General features: G+C 52.2%; 17 protein-coding genes. 4 read left to right on the top strand and 13 right to left on the bottom strand.

Translation table 11 applies throughout. The features are described 5' to 3' along the window. Nucleotides 1-11: 11 nt before the first annotated feature. The 7 genes from ROJ03_RS06090 to mgrA form a co-directional block, all read right to left on the bottom strand. Nucleotides 12-383, bottom strand: a complete 372-nt coding sequence (locus ROJ03_RS06090; RefSeq protein WP_313726114.1) for a hypothetical protein — start codon at nt 381-383, stop codon at nt 12-14. 58 nt (nt 384-441) lie between these two features. Beyond that, complete coding sequence (locus ROJ03_RS06095) at nt 442-1830, bottom strand: HAMP domain-containing sensor histidine kinase (RefSeq protein WP_313726115.1); 1389 nt, start codon at nt 1828-1830, stop codon at nt 442-444. Further along, nucleotides 1827-2519, bottom strand: coding sequence for a response regulator transcription factor (locus tag ROJ03_RS06100; protein ID WP_313726116.1), 693 nt, complete (start codon nt 2517-2519; stop codon nt 1827-1829). Before ROJ03_RS06100 ends, ROJ03_RS06095 begins: the two co-directional genes overlap by 4 nt. A 206-nt stretch (nt 2520-2725) precedes the next feature. Then, nucleotides 2726-3205, bottom strand: coding sequence for a lipocalin family protein (locus tag ROJ03_RS06105; RefSeq protein ID WP_313726117.1), 480 nt, complete (start codon nt 3203-3205; stop codon nt 2726-2728). A 25-nt stretch (nt 3206-3230) separates the two neighbouring features. Next, nucleotides 3231-3704 (bottom strand): MarR family transcriptional regulator, encoded by a 474-nt coding sequence (locus tag ROJ03_RS06110; protein WP_313726118.1) that lies wholly within the window; start codon nt 3702-3704, stop codon nt 3231-3233. Continuing rightward, nucleotides 3705-4184 (bottom strand): glutathione peroxidase, encoded by a 480-nt coding sequence (locus ROJ03_RS06115; protein WP_313726119.1) that lies wholly within the window; start codon nt 4182-4184, stop codon nt 3705-3707. It abuts the gene before it with no gap. Between the two features lie 148 nt (nt 4185-4332). Continuing rightward, the gene (gene mgrA / locus ROJ03_RS06120) at nt 4333-5361 is read right to left on the bottom strand and encodes an L-glyceraldehyde 3-phosphate reductase (RefSeq protein WP_313726120.1); all 1029 of its coding nucleotides are present in this window, start codon (nt 5359-5361) and stop codon (nt 4333-4335) included. A gap of 172 nt (nt 5362-5533) precedes the next feature. On the opposite strand from mgrA, the gene uvsE reads away from it, so the two are divergent. The 4 genes from uvsE to ROJ03_RS06140 are packed head-to-tail and all read left to right on the top strand — an operon-like array spanning nt 5534 to nt 11020. Then, nucleotides 5534-6787, top strand: coding sequence for a UV DNA damage repair endonuclease UvsE (gene uvsE, locus ROJ03_RS06125; protein WP_313726121.1), 1254 nt, complete (start codon nt 5534-5536; stop codon nt 6785-6787). Nucleotides 6788-6795: 8 nt separating this feature from the next. Further along, nucleotides 6796-7599, top strand: coding sequence for a tryptophan-rich sensory protein (locus ROJ03_RS06130; RefSeq protein WP_313726122.1), 804 nt, complete (start codon nt 6796-6798; stop codon nt 7597-7599). A gap of 9 nt (nt 7600-7608) precedes the next feature. Continuing rightward, a complete protein-coding gene (locus ROJ03_RS06135) occupies nt 7609-8730 on the top strand; it encodes a 4Fe-4S dicluster domain-containing protein (RefSeq protein WP_313726123.1) in 1122 nt (373 codons plus the stop codon). Between the two features lie 58 nt (nt 8731-8788). Then, nucleotides 8789-11020 carry a GGDEF domain-containing phosphodiesterase gene (locus tag ROJ03_RS06140; protein ID WP_313726124.1) on the top strand — a complete coding sequence of 744 codons (2232 nt, stop codon included), beginning with the start codon at nt 8789-8791 and terminating at the stop codon, nt 11018-11020. Here ROJ03_RS06140 and ROJ03_RS06145 read toward each other — a convergent pair. The 6 genes from ROJ03_RS06145 to ROJ03_RS06170 form a co-directional block, all read right to left on the bottom strand. Then, entirely contained in the window at nt 10983-11621 is a 639-nt protein-coding gene (locus ROJ03_RS06145) for a hypothetical protein (protein WP_313726125.1), read from the bottom strand. The two genes, ROJ03_RS06140 and ROJ03_RS06145, sit on opposite strands and share 38 nt — an antisense overlap. A 9-nt stretch (nt 11622-11630) precedes the next feature. Then, nucleotides 11631-12059 (bottom strand): rhodanese-like domain-containing protein, encoded by a 429-nt coding sequence (locus ROJ03_RS06150; RefSeq protein WP_313726126.1) that lies wholly within the window; start codon nt 12057-12059, stop codon nt 11631-11633. Between the two features lie 107 nt (nt 12060-12166). After that, on the bottom strand, nt 12167-12712 hold the full coding sequence (locus tag ROJ03_RS06155; RefSeq protein ID WP_313726127.1) for a hypothetical protein: 546 nt from the start codon (nt 12710-12712) through the stop codon (nt 12167-12169). Nucleotides 12713-12722: 10 nt separating this feature from the next. Then, nucleotides 12723-13484 (bottom strand): hypothetical protein, encoded by a 762-nt coding sequence (locus ROJ03_RS06160; protein WP_313726128.1) that lies wholly within the window; start codon nt 13482-13484, stop codon nt 12723-12725. 3 nt (nt 13485-13487) lie between these two features. Next, the gene (locus ROJ03_RS06165; RefSeq protein WP_313726129.1) at nt 13488-14078 is read right to left on the bottom strand and encodes a hypothetical protein; all 591 of its coding nucleotides are present in this window, start codon (nt 14076-14078) and stop codon (nt 13488-13490) included. A 23-nt stretch (nt 14079-14101) separates the two neighbouring features. Beyond that, nucleotides 14102-15133: an LPP20 family lipoprotein gene (locus tag ROJ03_RS06170; RefSeq protein WP_313726130.1), complete on the bottom strand. Its 1032-nt coding sequence runs from the start codon at nt 15131-15133 to the stop codon at nt 14102-14104. Nucleotides 15134-15147: the final 14 nt, after the last annotated feature.

Here is a 15147-nt window from a genome sequence, read left to right on the forward strand (position 1 = left end):
TCTACTCCGACCTACCTTCTCCGACCATTGCCAGGTTGGTTGCCCTGTCTTCCTTGCCCCATTGGCTGAGGGAGGGATTGCATACCCTGCGCTCCCATGTGTTGCATAAGAGGCTGCCTGCCCTGTGCCATCTGCATCCTGCCCTCATACGTAGCCTGTTGGTTCAGCCTCTGTCCCTGGCCAGCCCAAGGAGGGAGACCAGCCTCACTGAGAAAGGCATACCTCATGGCATCTGGCGCCGGTGTTACCGCCGAAAGATTAGATCCTCGGCCAAAGGTTCTACCTGCCAGATTCCCTTGCAGGGCTGTGTCCGATGCGGCAAATGCTCCAGTTGTTACCACCACCAGAAGCATGACAACGATAGCGATTTTTCTTGTGTCCATTGAAGACCTCCACAATCTTGATGATCTCACAATGATGGTTCGCCATGAAGTTACGACTCTAGTATGGTAAAGATTGGGTAAATGAGATGATCACTTTCGTAGAAGCCTCCGACACTATCGTTATGCTCCAACGGTGTGCCTCAACGATCGCCTTGACGATGGAGAGCCCAAGCCCCGTCCCTTCCGTTGCCCTTGCGCCATCACCACGGTAGAGACGGTCAAACATGTGTGCAAGGACTTCTGATTTTACTGTGCCCTCATTCTCCATGCAGAGCGAAGTTGCCTCTCCCTGGTCATTGACCGTCACAACAAGCTGGACCACACCTCCCTCCTTGCCATATTTGATGGCATTGGCAAGGAGGTTTCCGAGGGCCCTCTCAAAAAGGGAGGGGTCTGAGGCCAATGTGGCTTTGGGAGAAACGACTTGTAGGGTCACACCCCTTTGTCTGGCAAGCGGGTCATACTGGGAACACACGGAGAGCAGCAATGACTCTACATCGATATCCTGGAGTTTCGGAGCAAAGCCAGGGGTCTCAAGACGTGAAAGCAAGGACAGACTGTTTACCAGAGTCTCCAGCTTTCCCGTTTCCTGCACCAATTTTGACAGACGGGCTTTCTCTGGCTTGAACACCCCATCTTCCATCGCTTCCAGTTGAGCACGCAATACAGAAAGGGGGGTTCTCAGGTCGTGTGCCACATCCTCTGCCCACTGCCTCCGCAGCTGTTCCTCAACTACGAGATGCTCTTGCAGCACCTGGGATGCAACAGCTATGTCATTGAATTCTGCAACGTTTCCTATCAGCAGGGGAACAGAACGCTGTCCACCTGCCATGCTTTGCAAGGCCTGGACAACGTTCTGGCTCTCCCGTTTCAACGGCCTGGTAAACAGGAATGCAAGGAAGAACGAAAGGAGTGCAGAAACCAGAAACGCCACAAAGAGCAGCAGCTTGTAGGCAGCTATGAGGAACTTGTTGGACTGAACCTCGTCAAAGGCCGGCAGATGGAAGGCAAACCTGAATGCCAGCGACCCATCAGGGAGCCGTACATCGTTCCACTGCTGTTCATCCTTGAGATTCTTGAGACCCATCCTTGCTCTCCCGGTCCCTCGCTCAGTTTCCTTGTAGGAATAGAGCAACGAGCCGTCAGCATTGGTGACCATCAGGTATCCGGGGGAGAAAGGCATGCCTTCAAATGCACGGCTCAACTCTAGTTGGGTGATCTGATTTCCAGAAAGGTTTGCACCTATTTGCAGATCCTCCAACGTGGTACCTACATACTCCACCAAGGAGTGGGTTTCGTCATCGTGCCAGACCTGCATGATCTTGCCAAGACCGAAACTCAGCAAGAGAGCCAGTACCAGGGCAAAGGTTGTGACGGACACAAGCACCAGCAAAAGAGCGCGAACAGTAAGGCGCCTGGAAACATCCTGCAGCTTCTTCTTAATCATCGGCCCTCTTCCCCTACCCATTTATACCCAAACCCTCGCACTGTCTCTATCCAAAGTCCTTCCCCAAGCTTCAGGCGAAGATTCTTCAGATGGGTGTTTACCGTCCTGTCCGATCCATCATGGAGGTAGTTGAGGCACTCCCCCAGAATCCTCTCACGGCTGATAAGCTGGCCAGGATGGGAGGAAAGGAAGCTGAGGATCTTCCATTCTACGGGGGTAAGGGAGAGTTCTTGATCGTTTACTGAGGCGGTATGAGTCATCTCATCCAGGCTCAAGGTACTGCCTTCGGTGAACCACTGTCTGGATGTGCCACCTACAGTCCCCTGTGATACATCAAGCCTCCTGAGGATGGCCTGCACACGCAACACCAACTCCCGTGGGGAGAAGGGTTTCACCATGTAATCCTCTGCCCCAAGCTCCAGGCCAAGGATACGGTCACTCTCAGCCTCCCTTGCAGTGAGGAAGAGAAACGCAATATCCTTATTGGCCTGACGGATGCGCTTGGCAAGGTCAAAACCATTCCCATCGGGAAGCATCACATCCAGAATGCAGAGCCGTGGGGTCTTGAAGGCAAGGCTTTCCACGACAGAGGCGACCCTACCAAACTGTTCAACCTCATAATCGGCCAGTTCCAGATAGGAACAGATCGTCTCCCGGATGGCATCATTGTCTTCCACAACATATATCATGTACTGAGTGTACGCCCTCCAATGCAGGGGAAGCAAGAACGAACAGCCACCAAAATATGCATTGCCTGGCCATCTTTACCAAATCTTTACCTGGGACCTGGCAATGGATCGAGGGCAGACTCACTTTTTTCAATCGGTATTCTCGACACAAGGACATAAGAATCCCCCAGAGAGAGCTCTGAGGGAGGTACATAAAACTTCTTTGGCTATCGCTCTTTTTGCTCTACCAACCGTAGCGATGACAAGTCGTATCCTTGAGCTGTCGCAATCTCCTTCATCCTTTGGAGCAATGGAGGGGAAACGGTGGGGGTCCTGGAGAGGAACCAGAGAGAAGAGCGACTATTGTCCCCTACTACAGCCCAGCTATAGGATATGTCATCAAGGCCAAAGACCAGATAATCAGAGGCAAAGAGGTGGAAGAACCTGACTTTCAAGGCTCCAGGGACAGCCTCATCGGGCCTCCATGCTATTGCCTTGGCCTTGACGTACCTGCCGTCAAGCCTATGCATGAACCCACTGTTGAGCACCCCGACCCGACCATCCTTTCTCAAGGTATACTCGGCGGTAACACCAACCAGCTTTTTCTCAAACCCATGCTCAAACCTCGCTACCTCATACCACAGGCCAAGATACCTGGAAAGATCAAGGGTCGGTACCGTCTGCAAAGGCTTCATCAATTCACCCATCATGCACCTCCTCGATGGCTACCGGTCATTTTTTTTCAGGGCGCCCCTTTCTTGTTGTCCTGAGTTGCTCAAGGGTTTCGTCCAGCATCTCCTGTAACAGAGAGAACCTCTTCCCCTGTGCTTCCTTGTCTCCTGATAGCAGGCATGAGCCTATGTGCTCAGGAATGGAGATCGCTCTCTGCTCCAGGTCCCGGCCTTTCTTGGTAAGACGAACCTCAACGGTCCGTTCATCGGAAGGAAGGCGTTTCCGCTCGACAAGCTTGGCAGTTTCCAGACGCTTGAGCAGAGGGGAGACGGTACCGGTATCGAGGCTCAGGGCCGAACAGAGCTCACCGACGGTTGCCTTGTCATGTTCCCACAGGTAGAGCAGGGTTATGTACTGGGCATAGGTAAGACCGAGCTGGTCCAAGACAGGACGATAGGCTGCCATCAGCTCCCGTTCCAGGGCATAAAAGCGAAAACAGAGCTGGTTGGAAAGTAATAGTTGTGGATGTGCCATCTACAGTACCCCCTCAATTGCAGGTTTCATATCTTTGGGTTCGGTGTTTGAGGAAAAGCGTTCGACACGTTTTCCATCCTTGGCTACCAGGAACTTGGTGAAGTTCCATTTTACGGAGGAGCCCAACACCCCAGGAGCCTGCTTCTTGAGCCAGACATAGAGAGGAGCGGTCTGCTTGCCGTTGACATCGATCTTGCTCATGATGGGGAAGGTCACCCCATGGTTCACCCTGCAGAATTCGGCAATCTCCTGGTCTGTCCCCGGTTCCTGGTGGGCAAACTGATCGCAGGGGAAGGCTATGATGGAAAGCCCCTTCCCTTTATATTGCTGATAGAGCTCCTCAAGCCCATCATATTGTGGGGTAAAGCCGCACTTGCTAGCGGTGTTGACGATAAGAACAGGTTTCCCTTCAAGGGAGGAAAAGGAGAAATCCGATCCGTCATTGCTTTTTACGGTAAAGTCGTAGAGTGTAGATTCCATAGGTAAGACTCCAAAGAATAATTTAGTTGTGTAAAATATAACAGAGAGCAATTGTCTTTGTCAAGATTACCTACCACGCATTATAATGAGCAAAGGCCACACCCCCTTGCGAGGATATGGCCTTCATGAACCATCTGAGCGATTGCTATCAGCCTTCGGTACTGGAGCGTGCCCATAGGTTGATGTTGCCATCCTGGGCATAGAGATCGATCTCCTTCAGCTCATCATCGGTGAAGATGAGGTTGTCCAGAGCACCCACATTCTCCTTGATCTGGGCAGAAGAGCTGGCACCGATCAGAACTGAGGTCACCTCCTTGCGTCGCAGGACCCAGCTGAGGGCCATCTGGGCAAGGCTCTGTCCACGCTTCTTGGCGATCTCATTCAGGGCTCTGATCCTCTCCAGGTTCTCCTTGGTCAGCATCTTCGTCGAGAGGGCCGTCCCTTCCTTGGCAGCCCTACTTCCCTCTGGTATGGCAAGCAGGTACTTGTCCGAGAGCATCCCCTGGGCCAATGGGGAGAAGCAGATGGTACCGACCCCCAACTCACCCAACGTGTCCAGCAACTCATCCTCAACCCAGCGGTTGAGCATCGAGTAGGATGGCTGGTGGATGAGCACCGGCACATTGCGGCTCTTTAGTATCTCATAGGCTTCCCTCGTCTTTTTTGCCGAATAGGAGGAGAGGCCAACATAGAGGGCTTTTCCTTGCCTGTAAGCGGTTTCCAACGCGCCCATGGTCTCTTCAAGAGGGGTATTGGGATCAAAACGATGGGAGTAGAAGATGTCCACATAGTCCAGGCCCATCCTCTTGAGGCTCTGGTCGAGGCTGGAAAGCAGATATTTGCGGCTCCCCCACTCACCGTAGGGACCCGGCCACATGTAGTACCCGGCTTTTGTCGAGATGATCATCTCATCACGATAGGAAGCAAAATCCTGGGCGAAGATCTTACCGAAGTTCAGCTCTGCAGACCCTGCGGGAGGGCCATAGTTATTGGCCAGGTCGAAGTGGGTTATCCCAAGGTCAAAGGCTGTGTGCATCATATCCCGGGCATTTGCCAAAGAGGTGGCATCCCCGAAGTTATGCCAAAGGCCCAAGGAGAGTGCAGGAAGCCTCAAGCCACTCTTTCCACAATATTGGTAAAGCATCGAATCGTACCGTTTCTCTGAAGGTGTATACATGGTTCCCCCTTAAAGTTGTTGACTATATATTTTTATGCTATCAGCATATCTATTAGCATTACCCGTGCAGGCATTTCTGTCAATGCCTCAAGAGGTACCCCTGTTTTGTTTTGACAATACTGGGAGCAAAGCATACACTGGGACAGGAAAGGCGAAGGTATAAGGAGCTTCAATGGCTATCGGCTATGCGTGTCTTACGATCGGGGTGCCTGACAGTGGGATGAAACGGCTAACGCTCTCCCAGGTTACGGAAAAAACCTTGTTCGATTGCTGTGAACACAACCTCTCCCACCTGAAGAACATCCTGCTCTACAACAGGGAGAACAACCTGCGCTTCTTTCGCATCAGCAGTGACATCATCCCTTTGGCCTCCAGAGTCGAGAATACCCTTCCCTGGTGGGAGATCTTCTCCCAACAGCTTGAAGAGTTGGGCTCGATAGCAAAACAGGGTAGCATGCGCCTATCGATGCACCCAGGGCAGTACACCGTGCTCAACTCCCCTCGGGAGGATGTGGTGGAAAATGCAATCGAGGACCTTATCTACCATGCCAGGTTTCTGGACAGTATGGGCCTTGATGCCACCCATAAGCTGGTTCTCCACGTAGGCGGGGCGTATGGGAACAAGGATGGGGCCCTCGATCGGTTTGCCCAGAACTTTGCAAAACTGCCCCAGGGGGTCAAGGGTCGGCTCATCCTGGAAAACGATGACAAGCTCTACACCATCGGTGAGGTGCTGGCCCTAGCCCGCCAGGTAGGGTGTCCTGCGGTATTTGACAACCTGCACCACAGCCTCAATACCGACAAAACTGACAAAAGTGAGCAAACCTGGATCGAAGAGTGTGCCACAACCTGGAAAGCTGAGGATGGCAGGCAAAAGATACACTATTCCCAGCAGGACCCCAAAAAGAAGCAAGGCTCCCACTCCCCTACAATCTCCCTGGATGACTTTCTCGCCTTCCATGCAGAGCTCCCCGACAAGGGGATCGACATCATGCTGGAGGTCAAGGACAAGAACATCTCTGCCCTGAAGTGCATGCATTGCCTTGAAGGCACGACAGAGCAGAGGCTCTACGACCAATGGCTCAACTACCTGCCCCTGGTCACCGAACGGGACCCCTCCAAGGTCTGGGAGTTCGAACAGCTATGCAAGGACGGCACAGACACAAAAGGGCTCAGCCTCGCCTTTTACTCCTTGCTGGAAAAGGTCCTGGGCCTGGAAATCGACAGGGACCAGGCTGCCATCACAGCAGAGGCCGTTGCAGAGAAATGTTGCAAAACGGAGGCTGAGAAACGACAGCTCCTTGCAAGGATAGCTCTCTATGCAAAAGCAGAAATAGATCTGGACAAGCTTAAGCAGTCCATCCAGAATCTCGCAGAAAAACATGCTGTTCACGAGGTCCTACGCTCGTACTACACCATGATGTAGGAGGCGCTATGCCCAAAAGACAATCACTCGGACCAACCTCTATCCTGGTAACCATCACCTTCATCATGATGGTCACCGTCAACGCCCTTGCAAACATCCTGCCCATCGCAGGAATCACCACCGGGGCAGTCTCGGACTCCTACCCCAACCTCTTTGCCCCGGCAGGCATCACCTTCACGATCTGGGGCTTGATCTACCTCCTGCTTGCCCTCTATACCCTCTACCAGCTGGGACTCTTCAGGGGCAAGGATGATGACAAGGCAGAAAAAGAGCTCCTCAAGCAGGTAGGCAATCTCTTTGCCTTCTCCTCAATCATAAACTCCATCTGGATATTCTGCTGGCATAACAGGGTCATCTTCCTCTCGTTTGTCCTGATGCTTCTCATCCTCATATCGCTTATGGCCATCTACCAGCTCATCAGAAAAGCGACCCTTACCAAACGACAGTGGCTTTTCATCAGCCTTCCTTTTTCTGTCTACTTTGGCTGGATAACGGTGGCAACCATAGCAAATGCGACCACACTCCTGGTCGATCTGGGATGGGGAGGCTGGGCCATCAGCGAAGCTGGATGGACAGCTACCATGCTCATCATCGGGACTCTCATCGGCATGGCTACAGCCATAACGGCCAAGGACATCCCCTATGCGGCCACCCTCATCTGGGCCTTTGTGGGAATCCTCATCAAACACCGCTCAGCAGACGGCTTCAAGGGTGCCTACCCAATGGTTCTCATAACCGTGCAACTCTGTCTGCTAGCTTTGGCCGGGACCGTAGTGCTCATCATCTTCATGAAACGAAAGAACGTTCAGTAACGACCTGTCATGCAAGCCAGACAATGGGAGCTCACCCTTCTCAAAACACTCCTATGGAGCTACATAGCCCTCTGCCTGATCATTGCCTCCCTAAACTGGGGCTATGTTCCTTCGGCCTCGCCAAAGGTGGCTACTGCAATTACAAAGCTGTGGCACTTCTATGAGAATTGGATAAAGACGATCCTCATCGTAGTGTGTGGCATCCTTACCCTTCGGATACGAAAGAGGAAGGCAAGCATAGCAATGCGCAAGAAGAACATGGTGGGCTTTGCCCTGGCAGCCCTTTTGGTCCACATCGCACTGCCCATCTTGCTGAAGAACCCAGAGCTCTACTATTTTGCCATGCCCCTTCCGTGGTCCACCATTCCCCTACAGGTTCAGGTAGAAGGGACAGCCATCCAGAAGGGCCTTATGCAGAGCATAGGGCTTCAGGGTATCAAGCTTTCCCTGGTGTTCTTTTGGCTCTATAGCGGGTTCATCCTGGTAGGGACACTGCTCTTCGGCCGTAGGCTGCAATGTTCGTCCCTCTGCCTGTTCAACGGCTTTGCATCAGAGATATTCGAACCGGCTTTCCCCTTGCTGGGCAAGAAGAAGGCACCCCTTGGCAAGCATGGGCTTCGCTCTATATCTGTTGTCAGAACACTATTCTTCATCCTTTCCCTGGCCTTTACCTCCTATTGGATTCTCCAAAGCATAGGGGTGGGCCTATCGGGAAACAGAGAAGGATTCTCTTCGCTGGAAACCTACAAGTACCTCATCTTTGAACTGCTCATGGCCATGTTCTTCTGGGTTGCCTTCATCGGACGGATGTACTGTTACTACTGCCCGGTAGGGACCCTGCTCAGCTGGATAGCAAAGGTTGGAGGGCAGAGAATCATCACAGACAAGACGCATTGCATCCAATGTGGGAAATGCAACGCCACCTGCCAACTCTCCATCGACATACAATCGTGCGCAAAGGAGAAAGGACCTGTAATTTCATCCTACTGCGTAGGTTGTGGCCACTGTGTGGATGTTTGTCCTGCAAAGACCTTGGGATACTGTACAAATTTTACACATTTCTTTCATATTATTAGCTGTAAGTACAAACACAAAGGAAAACTTACCCGAATGCCAGAAACGAAACATTGACAGGTGTCAAAATGCAATGGTAGGGTTAAAGTATAGGCCCAACGGAGGAAACCGAATAGTGAAGCGGATTTACAGAAGACAGGCAAGCGGGAAAAAATCCGTCTTCATCGCGCTTTTCCTAATCCTTGTCCTCTTTCTTTCCGCTGGCTTTCTGGGCGTACGGTACTTCGAGGATTTCTACCACAAGGAGAAAATCCAGGAGGCAACATTCCTGGCATATGCCTATGCCAACTCCATGGAATCACTAATCGATGCAAGGTCCCTCCTGACCGAGCAATTTCACAAGACACTTACGGTTGCCGGACAGATAACGGCCATGCAACAACAACCCTATTCAAACGAGCTGCTCACAGACCTGGCCACATCCCTCAACGTGGACGTAATCTACGCCTATGACGATAACCTTACCATCGAATACACCAGTGACAGCCAGTATTTGGGATGGGTTGCCCCCAAGGATCATCCGGTAAGACGGTTTTATGAAAGCGGTGTTGCCCAGGCAGTAGACGGTGTGAGAACCGATACGGAATCCGGTATCTACTTCATGTACAGCTACCAACGCCTTGATGGGGGAAAATTCCTGCAGGTAGGGCTCAGGGTGGAGAAACTTGCTGATCTCTATGAAAGGCTCAACGCACAGTGGCTCATAGACCAGATAGCCAACAAAAGCCCAAACACCCATATTGCCTTCATAAACAAGAACAACATCATTCAAGCCTCAAGCGACCCCAGGGAAAAAGGTACCTATGTTGACCTTATCCTGAAACCTGAAACCTTTGGCCAAGAATCCACAACCCAGCCCTATATTGAGGAAACACCCAGCAAAGACCTGAAATTGTTCGTTCCCATATATGTTGGTGGTGTATACCAAGGGATGCTTACCATAGTTTTTGACCAGAGCAATGTAAACAAGCTGGTCATACAGGTAACGGTGATAGTATTCATCTCCCTTATCTTCCTGTTCATCCTTTTCAGCATCTCAATAATCAACATTGCACGCAAGAACAAGAAGATCTTCTCCGTAGCCTACTACGATGAGCTGACAAGCCTGCCAACCGTACGCCTGCTAAAAGAAAAAATGAAAACAGAAAGCCATGATGACCTTGCCCTGTTCATCATACATGCCATAAACCTCAAGGTCATCGAACTTACCTACGGCTACAGTGTTGGCGATACCATCGTACAGGAGATTGCGCACAAGCTGGCAGATCTCAGCCACAACGAGGTCAAGCTGCAGGCCTTCCGGTTCTCCGATGACCAGTTCATCCTGCTTGTCCAGAACTACGGCAGGCAGGAAGTATTGGTCGAACTCTGCACCCTTATCGCCAACATCCGTGTCTCGACTGAAAGGACAGGGTCGGTAACCCTTTGCATGGGCATCGTGGAGATGGAAGGGAAGAGCGGAAACTTCAACCAACTCATCAAGGAAGCATCGATAGCCTTGCATGCAACGACCCTGGACAAGAGGGTGCAGTTCTATACAAAGGCAATGGAGGAGAAGCTCATACGTGATGAGGCCATTGAGCAGGAGCTCAAACAGGTCATAGCAGGAAAGAGCGAAGCACTCTCGCTTGTCTACCAACCGATAGTCACCATGGATGATGAAATAATCATAAGCCTGGAAGCGCTTGCCCGTATGGAAAGCACACAACTAGGCCCGATCTCACCTTTGGAATTCATCCCCATTGCAGAGGAGAGGCATCTCATTGTCCCATTGGGAAACATCATCTTCCAGAAGGCCTGCATGTTCATGCGCACCCTCACAGAACTGGGCTTTGGCTCCTGCCGTATTGCGGTGAACTTCTCCGCCATCCAACTGATGAACAGGGAGCTCATCACCTCCTTGAAGGAATATGCCTCGGCTGCTGGCATTGATATCCGACAGATGGAGGTAGAGCTGACCGAGTCGGCTTTCACTGAAAACTTTGAGTTGCTTGCCCATCAGGTACAAAGCATCCATTCCCTGGGAATCGGGATAGCAATCGATGATTTTGGGACAGGATTCTCCTCCCTAAACCGCCTCCAGAACCTGGATATCGATACCCTGAAACTCGACAAGAAATTTGTTGATACCCTTTCGGCACCCTTTGCACAGGGAATTGCCTCAGACATCATCTCCATGGCACACCACCTCAAAAAGCCTGTCACCGCTGAAGGTGTCGAAACCGAAATGCAGCGACAACTATTGCTTGGGATGGGGTGTGACTATATGCAAGGGTATCTGTTCAGCAAGCCTATCCCGGAAGGCGACGTCATCGCCCTTCTTGAGAAGCAGAGGGTCGGTAACTGATGAACCCACCACCACGGGTGGTACTCTCCAGCCAGGAGCCAAGGTCAATCTTCCAGGAAAGAGCTGCGTCATAGACCGTTACAGAGACACCCTGCCCTTCTTCCTCCCCTTCAATACCAACCAAGGTGACCCAGTGCCACTCATCCAGGTTGGTCAGGGAGCCTCTTGAGAGGTTGAGAAAGGCAACGGGAGAATCGGCCTTGAAGGAAGAGATCAAAAAGTCGACCACTTCAGACAGTGAGGGACGCCTCTCCTTTGCCCTGGAAATCTTCAGGGTGTGGGCCTGTAGCTCGAAAGAGGTTGAAGCCAGATAGGCATCGAACCCTTTGGTAAACTGGCTAAGCAGATGCACACCCATGATACCTGGGGTGATGAGCTTCCACATCTCCTGCATCAATTGGATCGCCTCTTCCTTCTGGACTCTCTTCGGATGAAGCCTTTGCTGGAAATAGAGCATCATATTGCTGGCCGTGGTCGGACCACAGCCGGCTCGCCTTTGCCAGAGCATGGGGAACCACTCCTGGTCTGCACCAAAGGAGATGATCCCAGCGTTGTCATGGATAGAGAGATATTCAGGATGTTCTATGGTTTGTAGTATCAAAGCATTACCTCAACGAACCGTCTCAAACGGCCAATTGATGATCCCACCGAAATCAAGGACACCGGTATAGCCAAGGGCCACAAGCTTCTTGCTGGCCTGGGCACTGCGGGCACCACTGCGGCAATAGACCAGGATGGTTGCATCCAGATCGGGCAGTGCCGCGACCTTGTAACTACCAATGGTCTCATTCGCTATGTTGATTGCCCCTCGTACATGCCCCTCCGCAAATTCCCCAGGGGTACGCACATCAAGGATGGTGAGCTTTACGCCACTGTCCATCATCTCTTTTGCCTTTTCGGCTGATATTTTTCGATACGTAGCTTTTTCTCCTTCCAAGGGATGACTATCCTGTTTGCCTTTGGCAAAAGCCTTCAGCCCAAGAAATATCAGAAACCAGATGATCAGTATGATGAGGATGATGATGGTGACTTTATTCATGTGATAGGATCTCCTATCAACAAGATGGCAATTCTCCTCCTGTTGGTCAAGAGAAGAATTGCCATTATGGAGAAAAACATCAATTGATGCTCATGTGAGCAACTACCCTATAGGTCTTTATTGAGCTGGCTTTCCAGATACTCCATCATAACCGTGGCCTTTGCCTCAGCCATCGCCAGTTTTTGCTCCAAGGCCAGGGTTTGTTGCTTGTAGGCATCCTTGAGATTCTTCACAGGATAGGAGGAAAGAACCCAGACAGTTCCATCAGGTGCTGTGTAGCGTTCGGCTACCGACACCCCGCGCAGCGCTATGTTGACCGTCTGCACGCTCAGGCTCTGCAGGACCTCAAGCGACTGCTGGTTTCTCAGTGTCTCCCCTGCCTCCTCCACAAAGGTCACCAGTGCGTTGTCAACAGTGGTTGAAGCCCATCTGCCTATCGCATCCTTGGCTGCTGACTCTGCCCGAAGCAGGCTGAGCTGGGCAGTCGACTGCTTTGCCGATCCTACCTCATAGTGGAGGGTACTGGTATTCTTAGGGGTGGAGGTTGTCCAGTAGGGTGATCCGTCAGGGTTTGGCTTGGGGGTGGAAGCACAGCTTACCAGGACGAGCAGTAGGCCAATGCTGCACAGTAGGGCCATATGTTTCTTGTTCATAGGTAACTCCTTATTCCGTGATGGAGGCAAGGCTCCAGTAGGTATCGGTCTCGGGTTCATAATATCGGTCCACGATGGCAAAGCCCACCAACAGGCCCCGTTGTGCCTGGTAGAGCACACGATCCATCGCCTTGGCACTCCCGTCCCTTGTGGTATCGAGGGCTACCGAATAGGCATGCTCGGTATAGAGGTCCAAAAGGTTCTGCGCTGCCGCAAAATCAGAGGCCTCCAACGAGTCGTTCAAAAAGTAGTACGCCTTGCTGCTCCCTACCCCAAACCGGTAGCCATCCAGAGAAGGGTAGCTTGTAAGCCATGGGGGACGACCTTCGAAGTCTGGCCCTGCCGGGTAGGTGCGCCTGGTCTCTGGCTTCCTGGAGTATCGGGCAAGTACTACCGCCCCAGCCCTGCTGTCAAACGATACGGAGAGCAAGGTAAGGTCTTCTATGACGCCCTTGAGGCCCTCTTCATCATAATAGGCCATCTCCTTCACCGCAAATGCCTTGGCGGCTCCATCCTGCATCACCAGGGTGGAGTCAAGGGCCAGGGCCTCTTCCAGGAGGATGCTCCTGGCACAGGAGATGATGGCCCTCTCTACCATATGTTCCTCCGTTGCATAGGGGCCCGAAAGCCCCACATAGACATTGGCCGGATAGGTATGGATTTCAAGCAAGGAGAGGGAGAGCGACTGCTCACCTCTCTCGGGATGCCCCCCTGTGGAAGAGCATCCGAGCAAGGGGAGGAGCATGAGAAGGACTATCCCTATCCGAGCCATGGCTTAGCGGTCGGTCTTCTTGAGGAGGTTGGCGAAGGCATCCTTCATCTTTGCGTTTGCCGCAGCTGCTGCATCGCTTTCGACAAAGGCCTCTGCCACCGCCTCTGCAGCGGGCTCGAAGCTCTTTTCGATGTTGGCTAGCGGGATCGAGCAGAGTACCCATACCCCACCGTCAGCATCGATCCACATGCTTTCCGTAGTCACCCCTGACAGGGTCGCCTCAGCAACCTGCTGGCTGATGGTCTCCATGGCATCCATTGCCTGTCGGTTATCGCCACTGCCGGCGTCATTGACATAGGTGACGACCACTTCCTTGACCGAGGTACTAACCCAAGCTGCAATCTTGTTCTTGGCTTCGACAGTTGCACGTTTGATGGAGATCTGCTTGTCGCTCATCTTTCCATATCCGGATTCAAAGTGCATGTCCTGGGTAGAGACTGCCTTATAGACCCACTCTGGCTGTGGGATGCCATCGGCGCCTAGGACTACTTTCACCACCGGCTTTGGGGCTGGGGCATCTTTTTTTGTGGTTGTACATCCGCTCAAGCCGAACAGGACGACAGCAGAAACAAGCATGATCAAAAGCTTCTTCATGAGAGACCTCCAAGAGAGAAATATTACATACTATCCCCAAGCCTTTTCTGCAAGAGGGTGAAAAACTCGGAAACGGAGAGGGTGGTTGCCTGGATGAGGGCTTTCTTCTGGGCATCCTCACTGCTCAAGGCAGCTTCACGCTCACTCACCTGGTAGGTGAAGAGTGTAACATCACCACTGACCAGCTGGGCTGAAAGCGAATAGCGTACGTATTTGTATGGGCTGTCCTTGAGTTCAATAGGGGTACTCTCATAGTGCAGGTTCAGGTAAGCCGAGGGATTCGCATCCAGGGGGACGATCGAGAAGCCGAGGGCCACCAACTTTTGGGAGAAGGCTGAGAACAGCATCTGGTGGTCACCAAGGCTGTCGACGGTCACCGCTACCCGCACCGAGGAGGCAATCGTTGCCAGTTCGCGCTCCAGCGAGAACAGGGTTGAGTTTTGGCTCTTTTTCAGAAGCACCTGCATCTGGTCATAGAGGTCCTGCTGCCTTTGGGCAAAGGAAAGGGCCTTCAACAGGGTAAAATACCGTGCAAGTGGTTCTGTCCGTGTGATGAGCTCCCTTCGTACTGACATGATGGAAATGTCCAGCTCATCAATCTCCTTCTGGTAGATTTCCGCCGTTTTCTTACGGTCGAGTGCAACTCGGACGTATACCCTGGCCGTGTCATCTACATAGGTATTGACCACCTGGGCCCCCACGATCTTATCGGTGCTGGAAGTGACGCTGCCTTGGTCCACCATCTCCGAGAGGGTGGAAAACTTCACCTGACCGTCCCCACTATCCTGGGCCGTGGACCGGGACAGGACGGTGGTGACTGAGCGAACCTGGGAATTGAATACCTGCGAAAGCGAGGAGAGGGCGGCATCGGTGGCCTTTTCCCGGGAGGAGCCGCTGCCGAGGGCACAAAGATAGGTATCTTCATCGTACTGCCTGTCATAGAGGGTATCCAGCCAGTGCGGGGCCGAACCTGAAGCGAGAGAGGAGCAGCCACTACCAAGCGATAGGGCTACAAAGAGCAACACCACAAAGAGGGCCGATCTAGCATGCTTCATACGTATTACTGCCT

Source organism: Sphaerochaeta sp. PS (assembly GCF_032144095.1).
Taxonomy (GTDB): domain Bacteria; phylum Spirochaetota; class Spirochaetia; order Sphaerochaetales; family Sphaerochaetaceae; genus Sphaerochaeta.